Annotated in this window: 22 protein-coding genes and 1 tRNA gene; 4 read left to right on the top strand and 19 right to left on the bottom strand. The window is 59.2% G+C overall.

All coding sequences use genetic code 11. The features are described 5' to 3' along the window. Window positions 1-9 precede the first annotated feature (9 nt). A complete protein-coding gene (locus ACA074_RS25475; protein ID WP_003228885.1) occupies window positions 10-168 on the top strand; it encodes a YqaE/Pmp3 family membrane protein in 159 nt (52 codons plus the stop codon). Window positions 169-278: 110 nt separating this feature from the next. Here the strand turns inward: ACA074_RS25475 and ACA074_RS25470 are convergent, their stop codons facing one another. The 17 genes from ACA074_RS25470 to rpsU all read right to left on the bottom strand — a co-directional run bounded on the left by ACA074_RS25470 (window position 279) and on the right by rpsU (window position 21,457). Further along, on the bottom strand, window positions 279-2,087 hold the full coding sequence (locus ACA074_RS25470) for a S9 family peptidase (RefSeq protein WP_497677994.1): 1,809 nt from the start codon (window positions 2,085-2,087) through the stop codon (window positions 279-281). After that, window positions 2,053-3,183, bottom strand: a complete 1,131-nt coding sequence (gene pqqE / locus ACA074_RS25465; protein WP_401268216.1) for a pyrroloquinoline quinone biosynthesis protein PqqE — start codon at window positions 3,181-3,183, stop codon at window positions 2,053-2,055. The genes ACA074_RS25470 and pqqE overlap by 35 nt, the downstream gene beginning before the upstream one ends. A gap of 13 nt (window positions 3,184-3,196) precedes the next feature. Further along, a complete protein-coding gene (gene pqqD / locus ACA074_RS25460; RefSeq protein ID WP_489879387.1) occupies window positions 3,197-3,472 on the bottom strand; it encodes a pyrroloquinoline quinone biosynthesis peptide chaperone PqqD in 276 nt (91 codons plus the stop codon). Then, window positions 3,469-4,221, bottom strand: coding sequence for a pyrroloquinoline-quinone synthase PqqC (pqqC, locus tag ACA074_RS25455; protein ID WP_497615473.1), 753 nt, complete (start codon window positions 4,219-4,221; stop codon window positions 3,469-3,471). Before pqqC ends, pqqD begins: the two co-directional genes overlap by 4 nt. Window positions 4,222-4,356: 135 nt before the next feature. Continuing rightward, window positions 4,357-5,268 carry a pyrroloquinoline quinone biosynthesis protein PqqB gene (gene pqqB, locus ACA074_RS25450; protein WP_187680851.1) on the bottom strand — a complete coding sequence of 304 codons (912 nt, stop codon included), beginning with the start codon at window positions 5,266-5,268 and terminating at the stop codon, window positions 4,357-4,359. Between the two features lie 81 nt (window positions 5,269-5,349). Further along, entirely contained in the window at window positions 5,350-5,424 is a 75-nt protein-coding gene (pqqA, locus tag ACA074_RS25445; RefSeq protein WP_003422658.1) for a pyrroloquinoline quinone precursor peptide PqqA, read from the bottom strand. 156 nt (window positions 5,425-5,580) lie between these two features. Beyond that, the gene (gene pqqF / locus ACA074_RS25440; RefSeq protein WP_497677993.1) at window positions 5,581-7,995 is read right to left on the bottom strand and encodes a pyrroloquinoline quinone biosynthesis protein PqqF; all 2,415 of its coding nucleotides are present in this window, start codon (window positions 7,993-7,995) and stop codon (window positions 5,581-5,583) included. A 38-nt stretch (window positions 7,996-8,033) separates the two neighbouring features. Then, window positions 8,034-8,828, bottom strand: a complete 795-nt coding sequence (locus ACA074_RS25435) for a carbon-nitrogen hydrolase family protein (RefSeq protein WP_489879390.1) — start codon at window positions 8,826-8,828, stop codon at window positions 8,034-8,036. A 12-nt stretch (window positions 8,829-8,840) separates the two neighbouring features. Continuing rightward, complete coding sequence (locus tag ACA074_RS25430) at window positions 8,841-10,523, bottom strand: flavin monoamine oxidase family protein (protein ID WP_497677992.1); 1,683 nt, start codon at window positions 10,521-10,523, stop codon at window positions 8,841-8,843. A 206-nt stretch (window positions 10,524-10,729) separates the two neighbouring features. Continuing rightward, complete coding sequence (locus ACA074_RS25425; protein WP_187680847.1) at window positions 10,730-11,191, bottom strand: Lrp/AsnC family transcriptional regulator; 462 nt, start codon at window positions 11,189-11,191, stop codon at window positions 10,730-10,732. Window positions 11,192-11,518: 327 nt separating this feature from the next. After that, on the bottom strand, window positions 11,519-12,067 hold the full coding sequence (locus ACA074_RS25420; protein WP_187680846.1) for a PBECR2 nuclease fold domain-containing protein: 549 nt from the start codon (window positions 12,065-12,067) through the stop codon (window positions 11,519-11,521). 192 nt (window positions 12,068-12,259) lie between these two features. After that, window positions 12,260-12,556, bottom strand: coding sequence for a DUF3077 domain-containing protein (locus ACA074_RS25415; RefSeq protein WP_497677991.1), 297 nt, complete (start codon window positions 12,554-12,556; stop codon window positions 12,260-12,262). Between the two features lie 355 nt (window positions 12,557-12,911). Next, window positions 12,912-12,988: transfer RNA gene (locus ACA074_RS25410), tRNA-Ile, on the bottom strand. Between the two features lie 15 nt (window positions 12,989-13,003). Continuing rightward, window positions 13,004-16,750: an EAL domain-containing protein gene (locus tag ACA074_RS25405; RefSeq protein WP_497677990.1), complete on the bottom strand. Its 3,747-nt coding sequence runs from the start codon at window positions 16,748-16,750 to the stop codon at window positions 13,004-13,006. 126 nt (window positions 16,751-16,876) lie between these two features. After that, entirely contained in the window at window positions 16,877-18,724 is a 1,848-nt protein-coding gene (gene rpoD, locus ACA074_RS25400; RefSeq protein WP_497677989.1) for an RNA polymerase sigma factor RpoD, read from the bottom strand. Window positions 18,725-18,791: 67 nt separating this feature from the next. After that, on the bottom strand, window positions 18,792-20,756 hold the full coding sequence (gene dnaG, locus ACA074_RS25395; protein WP_401272258.1) for a DNA primase: 1,965 nt from the start codon (window positions 20,754-20,756) through the stop codon (window positions 18,792-18,794). 485 nt (window positions 20,757-21,241) lie between these two features. Beyond that, a complete protein-coding gene (rpsU, locus tag ACA074_RS25390) occupies window positions 21,242-21,457 on the bottom strand; it encodes a 30S ribosomal protein S21 (RefSeq protein ID WP_002551877.1) in 216 nt (71 codons plus the stop codon). Between the two features lie 199 nt (window positions 21,458-21,656). Here rpsU and tsaD point away from each other — a divergent pair, with 199 nt between their 5' ends. Then, window positions 21,657-22,682 (top strand): tRNA (adenosine(37)-N6)-threonylcarbamoyltransferase complex transferase subunit TsaD, encoded by a 1,026-nt coding sequence (tsaD, locus tag ACA074_RS25385; protein WP_187680841.1) that lies wholly within the window; start codon window positions 21,657-21,659, stop codon window positions 22,680-22,682. A 23-nt stretch (window positions 22,683-22,705) separates the two neighbouring features. On the opposite strand, the gene plsY is transcribed toward tsaD, so the two are convergent. Next, on the bottom strand, window positions 22,706-23,275 hold the full coding sequence (plsY, locus tag ACA074_RS25380; protein ID WP_497677988.1) for a glycerol-3-phosphate 1-O-acyltransferase PlsY: 570 nt from the start codon (window positions 23,273-23,275) through the stop codon (window positions 22,706-22,708). A gap of 74 nt (window positions 23,276-23,349) precedes the next feature. On the opposite strand from plsY, the gene folB reads away from it, so the two are divergent. Next, window positions 23,350-23,706 (top strand): dihydroneopterin aldolase, encoded by a 357-nt coding sequence (gene folB, locus ACA074_RS25375; protein WP_401270118.1) that lies wholly within the window; start codon window positions 23,350-23,352, stop codon window positions 23,704-23,706. Beyond that, window positions 23,697-24,212 (top strand): 2-amino-4-hydroxy-6-hydroxymethyldihydropteridine diphosphokinase, encoded by a 516-nt coding sequence (gene folK, locus ACA074_RS25370; RefSeq protein ID WP_187680839.1) that lies wholly within the window; start codon window positions 23,697-23,699, stop codon window positions 24,210-24,212. Before folB ends, folK begins: the two co-directional genes overlap by 10 nt. Window positions 24,213-24,303: 91 nt before the next feature. On the opposite strand, the gene ACA074_RS25365 is transcribed toward folK, so the two are convergent. Beyond that, on the bottom strand, window positions 24,304-25,527 hold the full coding sequence (locus tag ACA074_RS25365; protein ID WP_497615466.1) for a multifunctional CCA addition/repair protein: 1,224 nt from the start codon (window positions 25,525-25,527) through the stop codon (window positions 24,304-24,306). Window position 25,528: the final 1 nt, after the last annotated feature.

The raw sequence follows: 25,528 nt of genomic DNA, 5'->3' as shown, positions 1-25,528 counted from the left end.
AGCTGACCCATGGATTTCATTCGTATCATCATCGCCATTCTGTTGCCGCCACTGGGTGTGTTTCTGCAGGTCGGGTTCGGCGGGGCGTTTTGGCTGAACATTCTGCTGACGTTGTGTGGCTACATTCCGGGGATCGTGCATGCGGTGTACATCATCGCCAAGCGCTGAGTCCTGCAGCGCCAGATAGATTGCCTTCGCGAGCAGGCTCGCTCCCACACTGGATCTGTGTCGTTCACAAATCCCCTGTGGGAGCGAGCCTGCTCGCGAACGGGACACCGCTAATTCTGTGTCAACGTTAGCCCCATCACCCGCCGATAAAACAACCACTCCTGTTCCAGCGCATGCGCCTGATTCACCGCGCGGCGGAAGCCGTGGCGTTCATCGGCGTAGTAATGCGCCTCGACCGGGATGCCGTTCTGCTCCAGCGCCGTGACCATGTCGCGGGTCTGTTGCGGTACGACGACGGCATCCAGTTCGCCCTGAAAGAAAATCACTGGCACGCGAATATTGCTCGCGTGCAATAACGGAGTGCGGGCGGCGTAACGTTCGGCGTCTTGCTCGGGATCGCCGATCAGCCAGTCGAGGTAGTCGCCTTCAAACTTGTGCGTGGCTCGGGCAAGGGCCACCGGATCGCTGACGCCATAAAGGCTGGCGCCCGCACGAAACACCTGATGGAACGCCAGGGCGCACAGCGTCGTGTAACCGCCCGCGCTGCCGCCCCGAATAAATGCGCGATCACCATCGACCATGCCACGCTCGGCGAGATACGCCACCACCGCGCAGGCATCTTCGACGTCGACGTCACCCCAGCTCAAATGCAACGCCTGTCGATAGTCGCGGCCATAACCGCTGCTGCCGCGATAGTTGAGGTCGGCCACGGCGAAGCCGCGTTGCGTCCAGTACTGGATGCGCGGGTCGAGCAGCGGGTAACAGGCTGAAGTCGGGCCGCCATGAATGAACACCACCAGCGGCGGTTTCGCCTCGCCGCTCATGGCCGGATAGAAGAACCCGTGAGCCTCGCCCGCAACGCTGGGGTAACGCAGGGTTTGCGGGCGGCTGATGCGTTCGGCGGGCAACGGTGCAACACCGCCGGCCAGCACTTTGACTACGCGGGATGCGCGATCAATGGCGATCACCGCTGAAGGACTGATCGGCGACGCGGCGATGCAATAGATGAATTGCTGATCCAGTGCCAGATGACGAAAGCGGCTGTAGTCGCCGGTAAAGTCTTCGCCGTTCAGCGCTAGGCAGCCGAACCCACCCTCGCTCCAACTGGCCAGGTAAGACTCACCAACGGGCAGCCAGGTGCAACCGCCTAGCTGCCAAGGCGCGGGTCCATGATCGGCTTCAGCACTTGGCAAAGGCTGAAGGCCATTCGATGTATCAATCCACGGTTGCCAGAATCCGCCACGATCGGTCAGACAATACAAACGGCCTTCAGCATCGAAACGCGGCTGTTGAATGGACTCCTCAAATTGTTCGCCCGCCACGCAACGGGGCGCCGAAAAATCACCTTCGGCCACCATCAACCGGGTCGACGTCCAGGGCTGATGCGGGCGGCTCCACTCGATCCACGCCAGACGCTGGCCATCAGGACTTACCGTCGGTGCGGCGTAAAAGTCCGCCCCTTCGGCCAGCAGATGACGCTTGCCGTCAGCCAGATCAATCGCCACCAGCCGATGCGTGTCGTGTTGTTCCTCAACCGCCAACACCTGGCCATCGGCAAAATGCAGATCGCCAAAACGGCACTCGCCCGACGTCAGCGCCTCAGGCTCGCCATCCAGCGTTTGCCGATACAGTTGCTGATCCGCCTCGCCGACGAAAACTACCCCGTCAGGCGTCAGACAAAACGCGCCACCGCCATATTCGTACACCCGACTGCGCACGCTGAAACCGGCCGGCGTCAGACATTTCGCCGCGCCGTCACGCCAGTGCCAGATCCGGCACGCGGCATCTTCGGGACGATATTCATTCCAGAACAAACCGTTGGCGCCGAGTTGCAGTTCGGCGAAATCCATCCCGGCGGCGACGGCTTGAGCGGCGCTGAAAGGCTCAGCCTTTAGCGATGAGGCGTGAGTTTCGTTCATTACGGAAGGCCAGTTGTTCGATGGTTTGAGTAGCGTGTTCGGCTTCCTCGCGGGCCTTGAGAATCACGCCGTGCTGTTCGGATTTGCTGCACACCGGGTCAGCGTTGCTCGCGTCCCCCGTGAGCATGAACGCCTGGCAGCGACAGCCGCCGAAGTCCTTTTCTTTCTCGTCGCAGGAGCGGCAAGGCTCGGGCATCCAGTCGTAACCGCGAAAGCGGTTGAAGCCGAACGAGTCGTACCAGATGTGCTGCATGCTGTGGTCGCGCACGTTGGGAAATTGCACGGGCAGTTGTCGGGCGCCATGACAGGGCAGGGCAGTGCCGTCCGGGGTGACTGTCAGAAAGATGCTGCCCCAGCCGTTCATGCAGGCTTTCGGGCGTTCTTCGTAGTAGTCCGGGGTGACGAAAATCAGCTTGCACGGATGCCCTTCGGCTTCCAGTTTGGCGCGGTATTCGTTGGTGATGCGTTCGGCGCGCACCAGCTGTTCCTTGGTCGGCAACAGACCGACTCGGTTGAGCTGCGCCCAGCCGTAGAACTGGCAGGTGGCGAGTTCGACGAAATCCGCCTCGAGCGCAATGCACAGCTCGATGATGCGGTCGATCTTGTCGATGTTGTGCCGATGAGTGACGAAGTTCAGCACCATCGGATAGCCGTGGGCCTTCACCGCACGGGCCATTTCCAGCTTCTGCGCGAAAGCCTTTTTCGAGCCGGCGAGCAGGTTGTTCACTTGCTCGTCACTGGCTTGGAAACTGATCTGGATGTGATCGAGACCAGCCTTCTTGAAGTCGCTGATTTTCTGCTCGGTGAGGCCGATGCCCGAGGTGATCAGGTTGGTGTAAAAACCGAGCTTGCGCGCCTCGCCGATCAGTTCAGCGAGATCCTGGCGCACCAGCGGCTCACCACCGGAAAAGCCCAGTTGCGCCGCGCCCATCTCCCGCGCCTCGCGGAATACCTTGATCCACTGCTCGGTGCTAAGCTCTTTGCCCTGCTCGGCAAAATCCAGTGGATTGGAGCAGTACGGGCATTGCAGCGGGCAGCGGTAAGTCAGCTCGGCGAGCAACCACAGCGGCAGGCCGACCTCAGGCTTGGGCGGCATTCTCACCGACGAATCAGGCAAGTTCGATCCAGTGCTGCGCACGGGCAACCTCCATGAATTGCTCGATGTCTTCACCGAGTTCGGGCACGCCGGGGAACTGCTTGTCGAGTTCGGCAATGATCGCCGCGACATCGCGCTCACCGTCGATCAAACCGCCGATCAGCGCGGCGCTGTCGTTGAGTTTGATCATGCCTTCGGGGTACAGCAGCACATGGCCTTTTTGCGCCGGTTCGTACTGGAAACGGTAACCGGGGCGCCAGGTCGGGGTCTTGCTGCGGTCGAAACTCATAGGGTGATTCCTTTATGCCAGACCCGTTGTTCGGTCACGCTGTGATACGGCGGGCGGTTCAGTTCGTAGGCCATGCTCATGGCGTCGAGCATGCTCCAAAGGATGTCCAGTTTGAACTGGAGAATTTCCAGCATGCGCTCCTGGCCATCGCGCGTCTTGTAGTGCTCCAGCGTGATCGCCAAGCCATGCTCGACATCACGGCGCGCCTGACCGAGGCGGGTGCGGAAATATTCGTAACCGGCCGGGTCGATCCACGGGTAATGCTGCGGCCAGCTATCGAGGCGCGACTGGTGGATCTGCGGCGCGAACAGTTCGGTCAACGAGCTGCTGGCAGCTTCCTGCCAACTGGCGCGGCGGGCGAAGTTGACGTAGGCATCGACGGCGAAGCGTACGCCGGGCAGCACCAGTTCCTGGGAGCGCAATTGATCCGGGTCGAGGCCGACCGCTTGACCCAGGCGCAGCCAGGCTTCGATGCCGCCGTCTTCACCCGGGGCGCCGTCGTGGTCGAGCAAGCGCTGAATCCACTCGCGACGGATTTCGCGATCCGGGCAGTTGGCGAGGATCGCCGCGTCTTTCAGGGGAATGTTCACCTGATAGTAGAAGCGGTTGGCGACCCAGCCCTGAATCTGTTCGCGGGTGGCGCGGCCCTGATACATCGCCACGTGGTACGGGTGATGGATGTGGTAGTAGGCGCCTTTGGCGCGCAGGGCCGCTTCGAATTCGGCGGGGGACATCGGTTGGTCGGTCATTGCGGTTCTCCGGGGAACAACCGTTGGAATCACTTGTGTCTATTCGGACGTCATCGCTGGCGAGCCAGCTCCCACAGTTTTTGTGTACGCCACAGAACCCTGTGGGAGCTGGCTTGCCAGGGATGAGGCCATCAGCTACAGCACAATACTCATGCCGTCATACGCCACTTCAACATCACGCCGCGCCAGTTCCGCGCGCTCCGGCGAATCCTCGTCGAGAATCGGGTTGGTGTTGTTGATGTGGATAAGCACCTTGCGTTGCTCGGGAAGCTGTTCCAGCACTTCGAGCATGCCGCCAGGGCCGTTTTGCGCCAGATGGCCCATCTCGCGACCGGTGCGGGTGCCGACGCCACGGCGCTGCATTTCATCGTCGTCCCACATTGTGCCGTCCACCAGCACGCAATCGCTGCCGGCCATGATTTCCAGCAGTGGCGCGTCAACCTTGCCCAGCCCCGGCGCATAGAACAGTTTGCCGCCGGTCTTCAGGTCTTCGACGATCAGGCCGATGTTGTCGCCCGGGTGCGGATCGAAGCGGTGCGGCGAATACGGCGGCGCGGCACTGCGCAAGGGCAGGGGAGTGAAACGCAGGTTCGGGCACGCGGCGACGGTGAAGCTTTGATCGAGTTCGATACGGTTCCAGTCCAGCCCACCGTTCCAGTGTTTGAGCATGGTGAACAGCGGGAAACCGGTGCTCAGGTCTTCGTGAACCATGTCCGTGCACCAGACCTGATGCGGGCAGCCTTCGCGCAGGCTGAGCAGGCCCGTGGTGTGGTCGATCTGGCTATCCATCAGGATGATCGCGCTGATACCGGTATCGCGCAGCGCACGGCCCGGTTGCATCGGAGCGAAGTTCTGCAGTTGCGCGCGGATGTCTGGCGAGGCGTTGCACAGCACCCAGTTCACGCCGTCATCGGAAATCGCGATGGACGATTGAGTGCGGGCCTTGGCATTCAGGCTGCCGTCGCGAAAACCGGCGCAATTGACGCAGTTGCAATTCCACTGCGGAAAACCGCCACCGGCGGCCGAACCCAGAATCTGGACGAACATGAACGCTCCATTATTTCAACGCTGAAAATAAAACGCCCCGGCGAGCCGAGGCGTTGCACTGCAAGTCTGCGTGGGCAGAACTCAGCGGCTGGCGAAGTACATGGTGACTTCGAAGCCGATACGCAGGTCGGTGTAAGCCGGTTTTGTCCAGGACATAGGGTGTCTCCTTCGGGTGGGTGGGATAGCGCTGTCCATAGGTATAGTCCACGGCAGCGCAGGGATGTTCCAAATAGTTAGGCGGCTATGTTACTCAAAATTTCAACACGATTGCCTGTGAATCTTTGAGAAAGCTCCTTGCAGCCTGAGTAATGATCAGTTTGCCGCTTGCCATGGTTCGCCGGGCATAGCGTCGCTGGCAAGGCAGAGCCAGCCACCTTCGGCGTTGTTTAAGCGCTGTGCGGCTGCCAGCAATGCCGGACGATCCAGTTGGCCAATCGCGGCGAACAATTGCGGCAGATAATCCGACGAATGGCCCGCGAGTCTGGCCTGCCACAGCAGTTCGGCGGAGTCTTTGGTCGACAGATTTGTGTCATTGAACTGATCGATTAGCGATTGGTGTTGTTGGCTGAGACTGGCGTCATCCAGGGTTTCAATCAGCGCCGGAATGCCTTGGAGGAATTGCTGAATTTGCCCGAGCAATGCTTCCGGTGTGGCTTTTGGCGATTGCACGCCGAACAGCAACCCGGTCTGCCCGTGCATTTGCCGCACACCACTGAACACCGCATAACCCAACTGCAATTCGACGCGCAGGCGCTGATAGAACGGCGTCTGGCACAGCTGCGCCAGCAGGCGCCATGCAGCTTCGTCGGCGATTTCGCGGCTGGCGGTCGGGCAGAACAGCAGCAGCGAGTGTTCGCTGGACGCGGTGTCGATGTGGCTCCACAGGTGTTGGCCGTTGATGGTCGACGGAGCAGGCAATTGATTATCAGGGATGCCAGGAATACGGCTCAGGGCCAGCCCCATGGCAGATTGGGTTTGCGCGCTGAGGCCTAGCGCCAGGCCATCCCAGCGGGAAGTTGTCCACAGATGTTTGGCATCGGCGCAAGTTGGCGTTGAGGCCAAACAATGTACCGGCAGCGCCTTGAGCAACTGGCGGATCGGCATCAACGGCGTTTCTGGCTCGCCTCGCACGGCATCGGCGTCAATTTGCGTCAGACATTTCAGCGCGTGCTCCAGGACGATGGGCATCGGCTCTTGCAGGCCGGTGAGTTTCAGCAGCCATTGATTGCCGGTTGTGCCGAGCGACAACTCGACCCCGGCCTGACGTGCGTCGTCCTGAGTTTCCCGAAGGCTGCGATGCAGTTGCGCTTGCAGGTCAGCATTGGCTGCTGCCTCCAATTGCCAGCGCAGATAAATCGCGCCTTCATCACCGTTGTCCGGCAATGCCTGACTGAACTGCATGGGCGAGCGTTCGCGACGGCCGCGCGAACGATCCTGAGCAAACGTGCGCAACCCACGGTGGGCGCTGGTCTGGCCACGGATCAATCCGGCGTTGGCCAGTGGTTCATTCGCACGCAAGAACGGATTGGCTTCAGGCAGGCGCCAGTGGCTGCTGAAGTTATCCACAGTGCCGATTTCACCAAGGATTTGCTTGAGGGCCGACACGCCGGCGTCGGTCAGGCCACTTTCGAGCCGTTCGATATCGATACGCGCCAGCTGCAACGCGCCGCTGACTTGCTGCTGACGCTGAAGCAGGGCTGCGTATTCCTTACGCAGCGGCGCCCAATCCTGCCGTGCAAAGAAACTCAGCCAATCGTGCACTTGTTCGCCAATCGCGCTCAACGATCCGGCAGGCGCGCAGAACTGCAGATGCAACAAGGCTTGCCGGGAGAAGTGATACAGCGGCGCTGCTTTCAAGCTGTCGGCCAGATTTCTGGCCTGTAAGTACGCGAGCAAACCACCCGGTTTGGCGCTGTTGAGCCAATGACAGAGAAACGCCATTGCCTCGGCAGAGGCGTCGGGCAACGCGTCGAAGGCAAACAACAGATTGCAGTACTGCTCGCCGACCTGTTGATAACTTTTCAGCGCCAATGGCGAGGTGGCTGCCTGCGGCGTTTTATCCCCAACCGGCAGCATCGCAGCAAATTGCTCTGCCAAGCTGCGCAACTCGTCAACACTCTGCGGCCCAACCAAGCTCAGGGTCATTTGCGCGGTGCGATAGAAGCGCTGATGGAAATCTGTCAGCGCCAGCTGAAACGACGGTTGCTCGACTTGCAGCGTGTCGCGGTTCCCAGCGTGAAAACCGCGCAACGGATGTTCCGCCGACAATCCCTCGTACAACGCAAACTGCCGCTGAGCCGTCGGATCTTGCGACCAGGCGACGAATTCCGCCTGCAACACTTCCCGTTCCCGCAACTGATCGTCCGGATTCATACGCGGGTTGGCGAGCATGTCCGACAGACGTTCAAGCCCTGCACCGAAAGACTGCGTCGGCAACTCAAAGAAAAAGTCCGTGGTGCGCTCCCGAGTGCTGGCATTCACCTGCCCGCCATGACGCTGCACGTAGGCCATCAGCCCTTCATTCGCAGGAAAACGCTCAGTACCGAGAAACAGCAAATGCTCGAGGAAGTGCGCCAGCCCCGGCCACGCCAACGGCACGTCATGGCTGCCAGCGGCCACCCGTAAGGCGGCGGCGCTGCGCTTGAGTTCCGGTACATGACGCAGGGACACGCGCAAGCCATTGGCCAGGGTTTCAGTGTGGGGACGAGGGTGGGTCGGCGCGGGCATGGGCACTTCCAGAACAGTGAAGTGCCAATGCTAGCGGATTAGCGCTGGTTCAGCGCGCCGTAAAGCTCGGGGCGACGGTCGCTGAGGTAGCGATTGGCTGCGCGGGAGGCGGTCATCAACTGCCGATCCAGCTCGCCGACAATCAAGGCCTCGTCCAGTCCGGCCTGAGCAATACGACTGCCGTCCGGCGCAGCGATACTGCTTTGCCCGCAATAGTGGATATCGCCTTCATGGCCGCAGTAGTTGGCGTAGGCCACGTAGCATTGGTTTTCGAAGGCGCGGGAACGGACGGTCACGTCTGCGACGAAATCGAACGGGATCATGTTCGCCGTCGGCACCAGAATCAGCTCGGCGCCTGCCAGGGCCAGACGTCGGGTGTTTTCCGGGAATTCCAGGTCGTAGCAGATCAGGAATCCGAGCTTCCAGCCATTGAGTTCAACCACGGGGAATGCGTCTTCGCCGGGGCTGAACATCGACCTATCCAGATCGCCGAACAGATGCGTCTTGCGGTAATTGCACAGGCGTTCGCCGTGGGCGTCGATCAACTGCACGGCGTTGTAGATCTGCCCGTCAGCAGTACGCTCGGGGTATCCGTAAACAATCGCCAAGCCGGCAGACTTGGCGATCCGGCCGATCTGCTGAGCCCATTCACCGTTGTAAACCTCGGCCAAAGTGCTGACCGCCTCGGCGCCGATGTTGTAGCCGGTCATGAACATTTCCGGCAGCACCAGCAGGTCGGCGCCCTTGGCCTCCATCGCCAACTGATGCAGGCGTTGCAGGTTGGCGGCGGGGTCCAGTGGCAGCGGCGGACATTGGTAAAGGGCTACACGCATCAGGGATTCCTCTTACTCGGGCAGGGCGATAGGGCCGATGTCTTTGAACACATCACCCGGGCCCGGGTTCTCTTTATGTGTAGAACCGCCGAAATGTTTCATGATCCCCCACACCGCGTTGAGCGACGTCTGTACCGCGCCCTCAACCCACGCCGGCGTCCACGACACGTCGTCGCCGGCGATGAAAATCCCGCGTTGCTCAGCGGGCATGTCGTCCTGCATGAAGTGCGCGTACATCCGCTGGTTGTAGCGATAATGGCCGGGCAAGGCGCCCTTGAACGCACCGAGGAAGTGCGGGTCGGCTTCCCACGAAACGGTGATCGGATCGCCGATGATGCGTGCGGCGATGTCGACTTTCGGGTAGATCTTCTTCAACGCGTTCAACGCCAGTTCCACGCGTTTTTCCACCGGGTGCGGGAGCATCTTCAACGCATCGCTCATCCACGAGTACGACAGGCAGATCACCCCCGGCTTGTCGTCGCCGTTGTCGAACAGATAGGTGCCACGGGTCAGGCGATCGGTGAGGGTCATGCTCATCAGGTCGCGGCCGGTTTCCGGATCCTTGTCCTTCCAGAACGGCCGGTCGACCATCACGAAAGTTTTCGACGATTGCATGTAGCGAGTACGGTCCAGCGCCATCCACATCTTTTGCGAGAACAGGGTTTCGTCGCATTCGATCTGCGTGGTCAGCAGCCAGCTCTGGCAAGTGGTCAGCACGGCGGCGTATTCGCGGGTGTCACCGTTGTTGTCGGTGACGGCGAAGCGGTCATCGGGGGCGTGGGCGATTTTCTTCACCCCGGAGCGCGGCGCGCCACGGTGCAGAGATTTCAGGCTGGTGCCTTCTGGCCAGTGCACGCAGCGTTCCGGCACATGACGCCAAATGCCTTGCGGCACTTGTTCCACGCCGCCGACCACCAGGTGCTGATGATCGTCGCAGTTGGTCATCACTACGCGGAAGATTTCCAGCATTGAGTTGGGGAAGTCAGAGTCCCAGCCGCCGGTGCCGAAACCCACCTGACCGAACACTTCGCGGTGATGGAACGACAGTTTGGCGAAGGCTTTGGAAGTGGCGACGAAATCGTAGAACGTGCGGTCGTCCCACAGCGGCACGAGGGTGTTCCACAGCTCTTTCAGGCGCGGTACATCGCGATCGCGGATGGCTTGCTGGATATCCGCGAACTGCGAGCCAGCTTCCAGTGCGTCTGCCCAGGCGTCAGCCACTTCCTGAAACAGTGCAGGAAGATCCGCCAGTTTCTGTGCGTAATGGGTTTTGCCTTCCAGATCGATCACGGTGCTGCCGGAGGCCGGCGTCAGCGGATTGGGGAAGGGCTTGGTTTCGAGTCCGAGTTTGTCGACGTAGTGATAAAACGCGGTGGACGATACCGGGAAACGCATGCCGCCGAGTTCAGCGACGATACCGTCTGTGCCGTTGAATGCCTGGGAACGCAGACGGCCACCGAGTTTGGAAGCCTCGTACACAACCGGTTTCAAGCCAAGCTTCATCAGTTCGTAGGCGGCGACAAGTCCGGCAATGCCTGCGCCGACAATCGCCACTTCGGCACCATGATTATGTTCAGGAATGCTGCCGAGACCGGCCGGGTGTTCGATCCAGTCGTCAAAGCCGAACGGGAAGTCCGGGCCAAAAATGGTGATTGGCTTCTTACCGTCTGCAGGATGGCGATTGTTCTTGTTCATGGCTGACCTTGCTGGCGACCCGACGCGGAATACGCGTCTGAGTATAGGAAAAGATGCCAGCCATTCTAGGGAGCGTAGAACACGTTAATAAGACGCAAAGTGTCGTCGTTTTGCCATTATTTTGATCAAAGTGACGATTCATGGCTTCATTTCGATCACTGTAGGAGCCAGCCTGCTGGCGATGAGGCCCTCTCAGCCACGTGTGATCAAACCGGCTGCCCCCGATCAATCTTGCTGCTCAGGATGATCGAAGTCGTCGTCTTCTCCACCCCATCCACACTCCCGATCTGATCCAGCAACTGATCCAGTTGCTCTGGCGAATCGGTACGTAACCACGCCACATAGTCAAACTCGCCACTCACCGCACACAACTGCTGCACCTGCGCCATCGCACTCAAGCGGCGCAACACCTCTTTGCCAGAACGCGGCTGCACCTTGATCCCGACATACGCCTGCAACCCGCCATCAACCACGCGTTGCCCCAAACGCACGCCATAACCGGTGATCACTTTGGCCTTTTCCAGCCGTGCAAGCCGCGACGTCACGGTGGTGCGGGCGATGCCCAACTGCCGGGCGAGCATGGCCACGCTTTCGCGGGCGTTGATTTGCAGGGCGGCGATCAACTGGCGGTCGATTTCGTCAAGCGCGGGTGGGCGGATGTCTGGCAAGGGGTGCTCCATGGGGCGCGGGTCTCAGACTTGGCATGTTACAGGCTCAACCAGTGAATCGCTTGCGAGCGGATAATCGAATGGTTTTGTAACCCTCAAGAATTTTTTCGCCCGCTCCAAATGCCTTGAATACATGCAATCCAAAAATGGGTTGACTTGCCAGGTGTCTTTATCAAAAATACCGACAAGAGCGCGAAATCTGCTGCCTTGCAGGGCTTTAGCAGACGTAGGTACCTCAGCGATGCTGCAACATCGGTGTAAGGTGAGACCTCTTCATCCCATTTCCTGAGGATGCCAATATCAGGATTCAAATACTCAAGGGCAGCCTCATAGCTGCCCTTTTTCTTTGTCTTCAAGAACGTATCGCTTGTATAAAAGTTTGCCTTGGCGATGCTTGTTCATTGCTCTGGCCGGCGCATGCATGAAGTTCCAGAGAACATGTCCGTTTCTGACATCGACCACGACGAGCATGTCATTTTTTGCCTCGTAGGCGTTGATGAATGCCAACCGATATTCGCCGTTATCGTAAAGAATTCGCCAAACTTCGAAAGGTCCAGTTAGCGTATCGATAGCATGTCGGACATACCGCTCTCGAGAGTCTGGGCGTTTTTCGACAATATGGGCGAGCTTGTCTCTCCTGACCGCAATGTTTCCGATGGGTGTGAGGATGGTGATAGCCAGTAATGCCTCGTCGACGAAACCAAAGTAAGCCAAGAGAATTTTCAGGGCTCCGTCTGCGTCTTCAGCTCTTTTTATCTCATCGATTGCGGCTGAGCGAAGCTCCCTGGCCAGCGTTCGCAGATCGGGTAAAGCAAGGTCGATCCATGTCTGCTGGCCAGCCGCTTCCTTTATCAGTGGCGCTGCAGTCACAATCATGAAAGTAATCCCGGGCGAATAACGGCGTCCGGAGGTTACTTCTTCGGATTAAAAACCAACAAGGTAGAAAACTGAATGAAAACATAGCTTCGGAAAACTCCTACAGAACCCGGGGTTATCTTCCGAAAATATACCCACAGCGAGAGTGAATCGACGACGAGCAAACTCGAAAAAGCTACGCGGATACTCGGCTTATTTCGATGAAGTTTGTTTTGGATAGCTAATGACCTTCACCACATCATCAATTACCGCTTTGCTCATCGCCGTGAGGAAATAAGCGCCCCAGGCATAACGGTCGGTTTTTTTGTCGTAGGCGGCGTCTTCAGCGAAGGCTTTGACCAGAAACAGCAGGTCGGAGGCTTGAGACAGGGCATCGCCAATCGGGACGCCGGCGCTGACATGGAAGAGGGGTTGGTTGGAGCAGTAGATGAAGGGGGTGAGGCCGATTGTTGTCAGGTCTGAAGGGTGGGGCAGTTTTGTGTCAGGCATGGTGATACTCCTTGGTTCGAGGAGCCGTCCTACACGTTTCCAAGCGAATAGGTGGCGGCTGTGCGCAGGTTGGAAAACCGGGAACCAAGGAACCGGCACGTCCGAAGACGTCCCACGCACAGCAGCCATAAAAGAGGGCTGTTGCGTTTTGATTCGACGGGTTTCCAATCCCGACCGCTGATCAGCAGCGATGTCCGGAGAGTATCCCGTCAAAGAAATGCCCAACAGGCACCAAGTCGCCATAAAACACAGCTTCAGAATTTGCCTACAGCCTTCGCAGAAGTCGTCCTGCGAAGTCGAACCGTATCAAACCATTACCCAAGAAAAAGCCGCGCATTTAGCGCGGCTTTCAATTTGGTGGGCCCACACGGACTTGAACCGTGGACCAAAGGATTATGAGTCCTCTGCTCTAACCAACTGAGCTATAGGCCCTCAGTAGGCCGCGGATTATAGCGACGGTTTCTCGGCTGTGCTATCCGAAAAATCCGATACGGCAATACGCAGAAACGTTGCGGCGAATTCTTCCGGCGGTAGCGGCAGGCTGACGATGTAGCCCTGGATCTGTTCGCAGCCTTCGGCGGCAAGGAATTGTTGTTGTGCCTGGGTCTCCACGCCTTCGGCGATCACGGTGAATTGCATGCTCCGGCCCAGGGCGATGATGGCGCGGACAATCGCCGCGTCGTGGGGGTCGTCGGGCAGTCCGCGGACGAAAGACTGGTCGATTTTGAGGATGTCCAGCGGCAGGCGTTTGAGGTAACTGAGTGAGGAATAGCCAGTGCCGAAGTCGTCGATGGCCAGTTGCACACCGAGGTGTTTGAGCTGGTGCAACACCGCCAGGGCCTCTTCGGCCTGACTCATGATGAAATTCTCGGTAATTTCCAGTTGCAGTAAATCCGGCCTGAGGCGGTTTTCCTTGAGCAGTTGCTCGATGCGCCCGAGCAGATTCGGCTGGCGCAGTTGGGCGCCGGCGAGGTTGACCGACAGCGGCCCGAGGCTTTCGTAGATCTGGTTCCATTCGAACATCTGGCGGCAGGCGGTCTCCAGCACCCAATCGCCGATCTGCAGAATCATTCCGTTTTCTTCGGCCAGTGGGATGAAGTGCTCCGGCGGCACATCGCCAAATGTCGGATGACGCCAGCGGATCAGCGCTTCGGCGCCGACCAGGCTGTGGTCGTCGAGGCTTATTTTCGGTTGGTAGTAGAGACGCAACTCGTCACGTTCGATGGCCCGGCGGAGCTCGTGCTCCAGTGCCACGCGTTCGCTGGCCTGGGCGGTGAGGTCGCGGGTGTAACTCTCGACGCGGTTGCGGCCCTTGGCTTTGGAGCGATACATCGCCGCATCGGCGTTTTTCACCAAGGTGGCCACGTCACAACCGTCGCGCGGGTACAGGCTGGTGCCGATGCTCGCGCTGATGAAAAACTCGTGCTCGCCAGCCTGGAACGGTGCGCCGAAACAGTTGAGCAGTTTTAGTGCGATGTTGTCGGCATCGCTGGCTTGCTGCAGGCCGGGCAGCAGAATAATGAATTCGTCGCCGCCCAGTCGGGCGACGGTGTCGATGTCACGCAACTGTTCTTTCAGGCGCACGGCGATGCCTTTGAGCAGCAGGTCGCCAACCGGATGGCCGAGGCTGTCGTTGATGTGCTTGAAGCGATCGAGGTCGAGAAACAGCACTGCGCCCTGACCGCCATTCTCCTGCTGACCGTTCAGTGCCATCAGCAAGCGGCTTTCGAACAGCGTGCGGTTCGGCAGGCCGGTGAGCGGGTCGTGGTGAGCCTGATAGTCGAGTTTGGCCTGCGCGTGTTTGAGGCTGGAGATGTCGGCGAACACCGCGACAAAGTGGGTGATGAATTTGTCGCGGTTGCGCACGGCACTGATGGTCAGCCAACTCGGGTACAGCTCACCGTTCTTGCGCCGGTTGGAAATTTCGCCTTGCCAGTGGCCTTCGTCGGTCAGTTGGTGCCACATCGCGGCATAAAATGCGCTGTCGTGCAGCCCCGAGGCGAGCAGGCGCGGGGTGTGGCCGAGGGCTTCGCTTTCGCTGTAACCGGTGATTTCAGTGAAGGCCCGATTGACCGCGCTGATGTGCTGCTGGGTATCGGTGATCAACACGCCTTCGGCGGTGCTCTCGAATACGGTCGCGGCCTGTTGCAGCTTTTCCTGCATCAAGTGGCGTTCGGTGATGTCGCGGGCGATGGTCAGCATGCAGTCTTCTTCGCCGATCGGCAGCGGGCGGCTGGATACTTCGCAGAGCCGAATCTGCCCGTCGCTGCGGCGGATATGGCAGGTGAAATCGCGGACGAAACCATCGCGGTGCAACAGGTCGAGCATCTGTTTGCGTTCGTTGAGGTTGACCCAGATTCCCAGATCCAGCGTCGAACGATCCACCGACATGGCGCTATTGAACCCGGTGATGCGGCTGAAACCTTCGTTGACCTCCAGCAATAAGCCGTCGTTCTGGCGCGACAGCAGCAAGCCGTCCGGCGAGGCATGAAATGCCTTGGCGAATTTCTCTTCCGAGGTTTGCAGTTGCTGTTGGGTTTCTTTGAGCTGGGTGATGTCGCGCACGACCACGACCAACGCTGGCGTGGTGTCGAGGTCGAACGGTTCGGCGGAAATCAGGCCGGTGAACACTTGGCCATTATTGCGACGAAAGGGCATCTCCAGGTTGCGGATGCTGCCGGCCTGCAAACGCTGCAACAGCCCCGGACCCACGCCGGGTATGCCCCAGATATTCAGGTCGGTGGCGGTCTGGCCGATGACGTCTTCGGCTTTGAGGCCGATCTGTTCTTCAAAGGCTTTGTTGACCTCCAGCAGACAGCCGTCGGACAAGCGCGCGATCACCAGGATGTCCGGACATTGCTGGAATACCGACGCGAACTTCTGCTCCGACAGTCGCAGCGCTTCTTCGGTGCGCTTGGTTTCGCTGATGTCGATCATCAACCCGCGCATCACCGGTTCGTGACCGTGTTCGATCAGGCTGACGATGTCTCGCACCCACAGGCAGCGACCATCTGCGGTGATCACCCGGTAATCGAGGCTGTGATCGCGCCCGGCCAGCACTTCGTGATCGCAGAAGCTCTGGGCGCGGGTCAGATCCGCCGGGTGAATGATGTTGCGCCAGAAGCCCGGAATCAGCCAATGCGACAGTGGATAACCGAGCAGGTCCTCTGCGTGCGGCGACACATAGCTGTAAGTGAAGTCACTCATCCGCGCTTCCCACGCGATGGCGGACAGGCTCTCCACGAGGCCCCGATAGTGGTACTCGCTGCTGCGCAGTTCCTGTTCGAGGTCGATGCGTCGCGCAATCTCTGAGCTCAGGCGCCGGTTGATGCGGATCACCACGGCCAGCACGATCATCAGTAGCAGCAGGCCGGGCAGGCCATAAACAAGCAGATCATTCCAGAATGTCCGATGGTCGAGGACGTTGCCGACCCAGTGTTCTTGAATACTGCTGATTTCAGCAGGGGTCATGTCTGCCAGAACTTTGTCCAGAATGCCCACCAGCATCTTGTTATCGCGCGGTACGGCCATCGCCAGTTGATAGCGATACGGGGTTTCGCCGCTGACGTAGAGGCCGTCGAGCTTGAGTTGGCGAAGGCTCCAGACGCTAGAGGCGAGGTCGCCGACCACGGCGTCCACTTCGTCGGTCGCCAGTGCCTGCAAGGCTGAGCTGACGTTGGGCATGGCGACCAGATTCAGGTCAGGGTGGTGGGTACGCAGGAGTTCATGGGGCGCGTAGTTTTCGACCACGGCGATCTTCAGGCCGTACAGATCGTCGAGTTTGCGCGGTTGCGCGCCACCGATGTGCGCGAGGATGACGATCGGGAAGTCGAGGTAGGGTCGGGTAAACGACAGGTAGGTCTGGCGCTCGGGTGTGGACATGATCCCCGGCAGCAAGTCGATCTTGCCCTGTTTGACCTGCTCCAGTACCACCGTCCAACTCACTGGCTCGATGGGCGTAAGTTTGATCGCCAGTCGCTGGCGTATCACGTCGATATAGTCAGCCGCCAGGCCCTGATAGCGGGCCTGGTCGTCGCGAAACTCGAAGGGCGGCCACGACGCATCTACACCCAGTTTCAAGTTCGGGTGAGCCGCCAGCCAGCTACGTTCTTCATCGGTCAGAGTCAGCGCGTCAGCCGTTGCGGTCCAGATCATCAGTGACAGCAAAAAAAGCACGGACGCCAGTCTGGGCATAACGCTCTCGTTATGGCACGGGGGTGATTGTTTCGAGTGTAGACGGGGTATGCGGGGGAGGGGTGGTGCGAGGAATTTAATCTGCCATATAAACAAAACCCCCGGCCTGGGCCGGGGGTTCTGGTATCACTCGTCGAGGAAGGAGCGCAGATGCTCGCTTCGCGTCGGGTGGCGCAGCTTGCGCAGCGCCTTGGCTTCGATCTGACGGATCCGCTCACGCGTTACGTCAAACTGTTTGCCCACTTCTTCGAGCGTATGGTCGGTGTTCATGTCGATACCGAAACGCATGCGCAGTACCTTGGCTTCACGGGCAGTGAGGCCGGACAGGACTTCGCGAGTCGCTTCTTTCAGACTCTCGACAGTGGCGACATCGATTGGCGACTGCATGGTCGAGTCTTCGATGAAGTCACCCAGATGGGAGTCTTCGTCATCACCGATCGGGGTTTCCATGGAGATCGGCTCTTTAGCGATCTTCAATACCTTACGGATCTTGTCCTCAGGCATTTCCATGCGTTCGCCCAGCTCTTCCGGGGTCGGTTCGCGACCCATTTCCTGCAACATCTGCCGGGAAATGCGGTTGAGCTTGTTGATCGTCTCGATCATGTGCACCGGAATACGGATGGTGCGGGCCTGGTCGGCGATCGAGCGAGTGATCGCCTGACGGATCCACCAGGTGGCATAAGTCGAGAACTTGTAACCACGACGGTATTCGAACTTGTCCACCGCTTTCATCAGACCGATGTTGCCTTCCTGGATCAGATCGAGGAATTGCAGGCCGCGGTTGGTGTACTTCTTGGCGATCGAGATCACCAGACGCAAGTTCGCTTCAACCATCTCTTTCTTCGCGCGGCGGGCCTTGGCCTCACCGATCGACATGCGACGGTTGATGTCCTTGATCTCAGCGATGGTCAAACCGGTTTCGGTTTCCAGCGCCGTCAGCTTCTGCTGGCAACGGATGATATCCGGCTGAACACGGCCAATGGCTTCGGCGTACTTGCTCTTGCCTTTGGCCAGAGCGTCGGACCAGCTTTCGTCGACTTCGTTGCCTGGGAACTGACGCAGGAAATCGGCGCGTGGCATACGTGCATCACGTACGCACAGTTGCATGATCGCGCGCTCTTGCTGACGCAGACGATCCAGGGCACTGCGAACACGCTCGACCAGGCCTTCGAATTGCTTCGGTACCAGTTTGATCGGCATGAACAGCTCGGCCAGAGCCAGCAACTCGGCAATCGCTGCCTTGTTGCTGCGGCCGTGCTTTTTCAGCGCCTTGCGGGTGATTTCCATCTGATCGGACACAGCGCCGAAACGCTGGGCAGCGATGACCGGATCCGGACCGCTTTCGGCTTCTTCTTCGTCATCGTCAGAAGCGTCAGGCTCCTCGTCGTCGGATTCCTCAGCCTTTGCAGCTTTTGGATCGATCGGCGGCGGCACTTCTGCCGCAGGCGGCGCAATGCCGTCGTCCGGGTCGATATAACCGCTCAGGACGTCGGACAGGCGACCACCTTCGGTGGTGACGCGAGTGTACTCGGAGAGAATGTGGTCAACCGTGCCAGGAAAGTGCGCGATTGCGCTCATCACTTCACGGATGCCCTCTTCGATACGCTTGGCGATTTCGATTTCGCCTTCACGAGTCAGAAGCTCGACCGTACCCATTTCACGCATGTACATGCGCACAGGGTCAGTGGTGCGACCGATATCGGTCTCCACCGCTGCCAGCGCGGCTGCTGCTTCTTCCGCAGCGGCCTCGTCGGTATCGGCGTCGGCCAACATAAGGGCGTCCGCATCCGGAGCACTCTCGTGTACGGGGATCCCCATGTCGTTAATCATGCGGATGATGTCTTCCACCTGCTCAGGATCTGAAATATCCTCGGGCAGGTGGTCGTTGACCTCGGCGTAAGTCAGATACTTCTGCTCACGACCCAGTTTGATCAACTCAATAATACGAGACTGCTGTTGCGCTTTTCCGGACATAACACCCTATCCACTGAAGGTCTTGGCGGGCAAAAAACAAGCCGAGGATTATACCTGAGCTATGACCTCACGCGCCAGTTGAGGTCGGGTTTGATGCGGAAACATTGCGACTTAGAAGGTCGCGCAGTTGATTTTTCTCTTCAATACTCAGTTCGCTTTGACGCGCTTTCCTGAGCAACTGTTCCAGATTTCGCTCGCGTTGGCGGGCTGACAAGCTAGTAATGGTGTCGAAAAACTGTTGTTCAAGGTTATCTCCATCAATCAGCCATTCCTTTTCTGCCAGCGCCTTGAGCAATCGGCCCTGTTCAGTGCCGTGCCATCGCGCGATCAACTGAAATGAGTTTAGCTTGGGATTCTTCTGTACGGCTTCGAGCAGCGCCACAAGCAACTGGGCATTGGTCTGATTTTCGTCCGCGATGTGCCCGGCGTCTTCGACGCGCTCGGCCAATTGCGGGTGATGAAGCAATGTGCGCAGGGCGGTCAGGGTTGGCGACTCGACGCCAATCGGCGTCCGCGGGCGTTGCTGATCGCGATCGCCGCCACGCTTGCCGTTCTTGTCCCAGGGTTTCTTGTCCCATTTCTTGCCGCCGGCGCCGGGTTTCTTCGGCGTCCATTCCTGCTGCGGCACGTACAAATCCTGTGCCTGCGGCTGATGGTAGTCGCTGTAGTCCGGCATTGCGTCGTAATCGATGCCCGGATCATAGGCGGGCGGTGCTTCCTGCGGCGCGCTTTGAGCGAGCTGGCTGACGGTTTCACTGCTCAGGCCGGTGATTTCGGTCAGGCGCTGACGCATCAGGATGCGCAGGTTGGCGCCCGGCACTTTGTCGATCAGCGGTGCGGCGAGGGTGGCCATGTGGGCCTTGCCTTCTAGCGAGCGCGGGTCGGCTTCTTCGGTCAGTTGCTGGAAGAAATAATCGGCCAGCGGCTGCGCATGCTGATTGATTCGGGCCTTGAACGCATCGGTGCCTTCGGCGCGAACCAGGGTGTCCGGGTCTTCGCCTTCAGGCAGAAACAGGAATCGCGCACGGCGCCCGTCTTGCAGGCATGGAAGTGTTGCCTCCAGCGCGCGCCATGCGGCGTTGCGGCCAGCCTGGTCGCCGTCGAAGCAGAACAATACGTTCGGAACGACGCGGAACAGACGTTTCAAATGTTCTTCGCTGGTCGCGGTGCCCAGCGTCGCGACGGCATTGCGCAAGCCCTGTTGGGCGAGGGCGATGACGTCCATGTAGCCCTCGACGACGATGATTTCGTCGAGGTTTCGGTTGTTCTTGCGCGCTTCATAGAGGCCGTAAAGTTCCTGGCCTTTATGGAAAACCGGAGTTTCCGGCGAGTTCAGGTACTTCGGCTTGTCATCGCCCAGCACGCGTCCACCGAAGGCGATGATGCGCCCGCGCGTGTCGCGGATCGGGAACATCACGCGATCGCGGAAGCGGTCATAGCGTTTGCCGGTTTCGGCGTTCTCGATCAGCAAGCCGGCGTCGACCATGGCCTTCTGTTGCAAAGTGTCGCTGCTTAAGTGTTTGAACAGGTTGTCCCAGCCGGGTGGCGCAAAGCCGAGGCCGAAATCCCGAGCGATCTCGCCAGTCAGGCCGCGGCCCTTGAGGTAATCCACCGCAGCTTTGCGCGATGGGTGGCTCTTGAGTGCCTGCCGATAAAAGTCGGCGGCGGCAGTGAGCAAAGGGTATAGCGGCGAATCGGTCGGTTGTCGCGGTTTGTGCGCACGGCCGCTTTCTTCGCGGGGGATTTCCATGCCGGCGGCTTTCGCCAGATCTTCGACTGCCTGGGGGAAGTCCAGGTTGTCGTGGTCCATGAGGAAGCCGAGGGCATTACCGCCAGCGCCGCAACCGAAGCAGTAATAGAACTGCTTGTCGGGGCTGACGCTGAAAGACGGGGTTTTCTCTTTGTGAAACGGGCAGCAGGCGGTGTAGTTTTTGCCTGCTTTTTTTAGCTGCACACGCGAGCTGACCACGTCGACGATGTCGGTGCGGTTCAGGAGGTCGTCAATAAAGCTCTGGGGAATCAGCCCGGCCATCGCGTTCTCGTCGTCTGCGCTGTAATGAGTCCGATGCGAACGGCGGCCGGACGCGGGTCGTTGTTTGAAGCGCGCAAAATGTGCGGCTCGACCGGTGTCGTCTGCGTAATCGCTGTCGGGAAGTGTATCTGCCGAAAATCCACTGACGTTAGTACCAATCAGCCTTCGACTATTTGAAAGTGTTGCGCTGAATCCGCTGACGGCCGGTTAATGGCCTCGGATAGCTCAATAAAGCGGGCACGCATGCAGGTGCCTTGGGCTGATCGTCGTGAGAGGAATCAGTGGGTGTGCTCGTCAGTAGCCTTTAAAGGCTCGTCAGAAAAGACGTGCACCGCTGGCAAAAGAGCCAGGTCTGACGCGTGAAGCAGATTTGTCTTGGTCGCATGTGCGGCTTTGACGGTGAAGCATCAAGCGTTTTACGCAAATGCCATTAGCCCGGCTGAGAGCCGGGCTTAGGCAAGAAGCTTGCTACGAACGTCTGTGTATTAGTACAGACGAACGGCGCGGCGCTGTTCGCGCTGAACTTTCTTGGCGTGACGCTTAACAGCGGCTGCTGCTTTACGCTTACGCTCAGAAGTTGGCTTCTCGTAAAATTCGCGGCTACGAACTTCAGCCAGTACACCGGCTTTTTCGCAGGAGCGCTTGAAACGACGCAGAGCTACGTCGAAGGGTTCGTTCTCTTTAACTTTGACGGCTGGCATCCAGAGCTACCTTCATTCATTACCGGGGTCAACATCCTCGCGGCAAAAGAGCACTTGAAGACGTCGGTTTTTAAGGGTTGCGGATGTTAACCCCTCATCGCTCGGAATGCAAAGCCTCTGATCGAAAACCGCTGGCCGGGGCATCACGCGGCGACTATTATGCGCGCCTTCGAAGTCAGCCTAAACAAGGCGCAAACCCATGCTAGTACTGGGATTAGAAACCTCCTGCGACGAAACCGGCGTCGCATTATACGACAGTGAACGCGGCCTGCTGGCCGACGCACTGTTCAGTCAGATCGACCTGCATCGCGTGTATGGCGGTGTGGTGCCTGAGCTGGCCTCACGTGACCACGTCAAGCGCATGCTGCCCTTGATTCGTCAGGTGTTGGCCGAGGCTGACCGTGTGCCGACCGAGATCGATGCGATCGCTTATACCGCGGGTCCTGGCCTGGTTGGCGCTCTGCTGGTTGGTGCTTCCTGTGCTCAGGCGCTGGCGTTTGCCTGGGGCATTCCGGCACTCGGCGTGCATCATATGGAAGGTCACTTGTTGGCACCTATGCTGGAGCCAAAACCACCGGAATTCCCGTTCGTCGCTTTGTTGGTCTCCGGCGGTCATACGCAGCTTGTTCAGGTCGATGGCATCGGCCAATACACCTTGCTTGGCGAGACGCTCGACGATGCTGCCGGCGAAGCGTTCGACAAAACCGCGAAGATGATGGGCCTCAATTACCCAGGCGGACCGGAAATTGCCAAGCTGGCGGAGAAGGGCGCTGCAGGACGTTTCACTTTTCCGCGTCCGATGTGTGATCGCCCTGGGCTGGATTTCAGCTTCAGCGGTCTGAAAACCTTCGCCCTCAACACCTGGCAGCAGTGCGTCAGCGCCGGGGACGACAGCGAGCAAGCCCGTTGCGACATCGCGCTGGCGTTCCAGCAGGCCGTGGTGGAGACTTTGACCATCAAGTGCAAGCGTGCCCTGAAACAGGCGGGCATGAAGCGTCTGGTCATCGCGGGTGGCGTCAGCGCAAACAAGGCTTTGCGTGTTTCGCTGGAGAAAATGCTCGGCGACATGAAGGGCGATGTGTTTTACGCCCGTCCCGAGTTCTGCACCGACAATGGCGCGATGATCGCGTTTGCCGGTTGCCAGCGTTTGCAGGCCGGCCAGCAGGAAAGTCTGGCGATCAGCGTGCAGGCGCGCTGGCCGATGGAGCAGTTGTCGGCGTTGTAATGAGCAGTGCGGAAGGCCGGCATTTAAAAATGCCGTTCGCGCCCGGCAAACAGGTCGCGTAGATTGCCGCGGTGGCGCCAGACGATCAGTAGCGTCAAGGCGCTCATCGGCAGCAAAGCCTTTGGCTCTTGCCAAGCGAGCAGCGGCAGGGTCAGTGGCGTGGCGATCAGCGCCGCCAGTGAGCTGGTACGGGTCAGGTAAAACGTTAGCAGCCATGCGCACACCGCTAACAGCGCAGCCGGCGGATACAGGCCCAGCAGAATGCCGGCGGCAGTGGCGACGCCTTTGCCGCCGCGAAAGCGGAAGTACAGCGGGAACAGGTGACCGATCACGGCGCATACGCCTATCCAGGCCTGATCCTGCAGCGAAAGGCCGACAGCCGATGCGATCAGCACCGGCAGCAAGCCTTTGCACAGATCACCCAGCAGGGTCAGGATCGCGAGTTTGCGGCCGGCCAGGCGCAGCATGTTGGTAGCTCCGGCATTACCCGAGCCACTCATTCGCGGATCCGGGTTTCCGGTCAGGCGGCTGAGCAAAATGGCGAAGGACAGCGAGCCGAGCAGGTAGGCGAGAGTCGCCAGTAACCAAAACATGCTAACTATTCCGGGCGAGGACGCCCTGATTCTAACGGCGCATTGCGCCCTTGTCGTGCAGCGGAGAAAAGTGCTTGGACAGAGTGTTTATCGAGGGCCTGGAAGTTGACACCGTGATTGGTGCCTACGACTGGGAGCGCGGCATCCGACAGTGCCTGCGTCTTGATCTGAGCTTCGCCTGGGACAATCGCCCGGCCGCCGCCGGTGACGACCTGACCCTGGCGCTCGATTACGCCAGCGTTTCCACGCGCATCCAGGCCTTTGCCGAGCAGGCGCAGTATCAACTGGTCGAGACTTTCGCCGAGCGCCTGGTCGAAGTGCTGATGACTGAATTCAACATCACCTGGGTGCGTTTGAAGCTGACCAAGCCCGGCGCCGTGCCGGCTGCCAAGGGTGGTGTGGGCGTGGAGATCGAGCGCGGATGTCGCTGACTCAGGTGTATCTCGGGCTTGGTAGCAATATCGAGCGTGAAACCCATTTGTGCGCCGGTCTTGATGCATTGGCGACGTTTCTGGTGGATATCCGTTGTTCGGCGGTGTTCGAAAGCCAGCCGGTGGGGATCAAGAGTGGGCCGTTCTTCAACTTTGTGGTGTCGGCGTATACCGACCTGCCGTTGATGGAGCTGGATCGGCGCTTGAAATTCATCGAGGCGGATAACGGTCGCTATGCGCCGGATCGCAAGGGGTTGCCGCTGGACATCGACGTGCTGCTGTACGGCGATCTGGTGGGAAACTTCGACGGATTGGTCCTGCCGCGAGCCGAAATTCTGAAAAATGCTTTTGTGTTGTGGCCGCTGTCGCTGATTGCGCCGGATCGGGTGCATCCCGGTGTGGGAAAAAGCTTCGCCACGCTGTGGGCGGAGGCGCAGATTGATCAGGTGTTGGCGCCGGTGGGGTTTGAGTGGCGGGGCGAGCAGCTCACACCTCTGAATCTTTAAAAGCAAAAGATCGCAGCCTTCGGCAGCTCCTACACCGGGATTCCCGTTTCCATGTAGGCGCTGCCATAGGCTGCGGTCTTTTGATCTTGCTTCAAGCGTTTTCTTTGTAAGCCTTCAACGCCTTGAGCCGTTCACGTTTGAGCGCTTCGCCCAGATCCGGGCCTTTGAATCCCTTCTCCAGCAATGGCTGCACCGGTACGCCGCGCGCAGCATTCGCCGCGCCGCGCAAATAATCCGCCTGTGGATAACTTCTCTGCTCCAGACCTTTGCGCCCGCGTGCATCCATCTCGCACGCGGCAATAAATTCCTCAAAGCGCTGGGGCCGACGATACACATCAAAGCTCTGCAACAATTCCAGCAGCGTTGAAGCCTTCAACTCCAGGGCGCGGTGGCCATGGGTGTGATATTGACAAACCAGTAGCGCCAATTCCTGACAGTCCTTCGGCGCCTTGAAGCGCTCGTTGACCGCTTTGATCAGCTTCAGTCCCTTATGCTCATGGGCAATGTGTCGCGGCCATTCCTCTTCTGGCGTCAGCCCCTTGCCGAGATCATGCAGCAGGCACGCCCAGCGAACGGTCAGCGGTTGTTTGTACAGCGCTGATTGCTCCAGCACGCTGAGGGTGTGGATGCCGCTGTCGATTTCCGGATGATGGATTTCCGGTTGAGGCACGCCGAACAGAGCGTCGACTTCCGGCATCAGTACTTTCAGCGCGCCGCAATCACGCAGTACCTGAATGAACACCTGAGGCTGATCCTCCATCAACGCGCGGGAGATTTCTTTCCAGCTGCGCTCAGCCGTCAAAGCTTCCAGTTCGCCGGACTCACTGAGTTGGCTCATCAGTTCCAGTGTCTCTGGTGCGACGGTAAAACCGAGCCCTGCATAGCGAGCGGCAAAGCGGGCAACACGCAATACTCGGAGGGGATCTTCGGCGAATGCCGGGGATACGTGACGCAGAACCCGATCCTCAAGATCGCGCTGGCCATGATAAGGATCGGTCAGATTGTGCTGATCGTCCTCGGCCATGGCGTTGATGGTCAGGTCGCGGCGGATCAGGTCTTCTTCAAGCGTAACCTCGGGGCTGGCGTGAAACGTGAAACCGCCGTAGCCGCGACCGCTTTTGCGCTCGGTGCGGGCGAGGGCGTATTCCTCGCCACTTTTCGGATGAAGAAATACCGGGAAGTCCGCACCCACCGGACGAAACCCCTTGGCAAGCATCTCGTCAGCAGTAGCGCCTACTACCACCCAGTCGATATCAGTGACCGGTTTGCCCAGCAAGCGATCACGCACCGCGCCGCCGACCTTATAAATCTGCATA

This window comes from Pseudomonas sp. LBUM1655 (assembly GCF_059716085.1).
The sequence above is the reverse complement of the archived record's forward strand: the minus strand, read 5'-3'. Positions and strand labels throughout refer to the sequence as shown.

Excerpts from the sequence above, each read along its gene's own strand:
- ACA074_RS25435 (WP_489879390.1), bottom strand. The coding sequence starts at position 8,828 with ATGCGTGTAGCCCTTTACCAATGTCCGCCGCTGCCACTGGACCCCGCC.
- pqqE (WP_401268216.1), bottom strand. The coding sequence starts at position 3,183 with ATGCCGCCCAAGCCTGAGGTCGGCCTGCCGCTGTGGTTGCTCGCCGAG.
- rpoD (WP_497677989.1), bottom strand. The coding sequence starts at position 18,724 with ATGTCCGGAAAAGCGCAACAGCAGTCTCGTATTATTGAGTTGATCAAA.
- ACA074_RS25470 (WP_497677994.1), bottom strand. The coding sequence starts at position 2,087 with ATGAACGAAACTCACGCCTCATCGCTAAAGGCTGAGCCTTTCAGCGCC.
- pqqD (WP_489879387.1), bottom strand. The coding sequence starts at position 3,472 with ATGAGTTTCGACCGCAGCAAGACCCCGACCTGGCGCCCCGGTTACCGT.
- ACA074_RS25420 (WP_187680846.1), bottom strand. The coding sequence starts at position 12,067 with ATGATTGTGACTGCAGCGCCACTGATAAAGGAAGCGGCTGGCCAGCAG.
- ACA074_RS25365 (WP_497615466.1), bottom strand. The coding sequence starts at position 25,527 with ATGCAGATTTATAAGGTCGGCGGCGCGGTGCGTGATCGCTTGCTGGGC.
- plsY (WP_497677988.1), bottom strand. The coding sequence starts at position 23,275 with ATGTTTTGGTTACTGGCGACTCTCGCCTACCTGCTCGGCTCGCTGTCC.
- folK (WP_187680839.1), top strand. The coding sequence starts at position 23,697 with ATGTCGCTGACTCAGGTGTATCTCGGGCTTGGTAGCAATATCGAGCGT.
- ACA074_RS25430 (WP_497677992.1), bottom strand. The coding sequence starts at position 10,523 with ATGAACAAGAACAATCGCCATCCTGCAGACGGTAAGAAGCCAATCACC.
- pqqC (WP_497615473.1), bottom strand. The coding sequence starts at position 4,221 with ATGACCGACCAACCGATGTCCCCCGCCGAATTCGAAGCGGCCCTGCGC.
- tsaD (WP_187680841.1), top strand. The coding sequence starts at position 21,657 with ATGCTAGTACTGGGATTAGAAACCTCCTGCGACGAAACCGGCGTCGCA.
- ACA074_RS25475 (WP_003228885.1), top strand. The coding sequence starts at position 10 with ATGGATTTCATTCGTATCATCATCGCCATTCTGTTGCCGCCACTGGGT.
- pqqB (WP_187680851.1), bottom strand. The coding sequence starts at position 5,268 with ATGTTCGTCCAGATTCTGGGTTCGGCCGCCGGTGGCGGTTTTCCGCAG.
- dnaG (WP_401272258.1), bottom strand. The coding sequence starts at position 20,756 with ATGGCCGGGCTGATTCCCCAGAGCTTTATTGACGACCTCCTGAACCGC.
- rpsU (WP_002551877.1), bottom strand. The coding sequence starts at position 21,457 with ATGCCAGCCGTCAAAGTTAAAGAGAACGAACCCTTCGACGTAGCTCTG.
- ACA074_RS25415 (WP_497677991.1), bottom strand. The coding sequence starts at position 12,556 with ATGCCTGACACAAAACTGCCCCACCCTTCAGACCTGACAACAATCGGC.
- ACA074_RS25405 (WP_497677990.1), bottom strand. The coding sequence starts at position 16,750 with ATGCCCAGACTGGCGTCCGTGCTTTTTTTGCTGTCACTGATGATCTGG.
- pqqF (WP_497677993.1), bottom strand. The coding sequence starts at position 7,995 with ATGCCCGCGCCGACCCACCCTCGTCCCCACACTGAAACCCTGGCCAAT.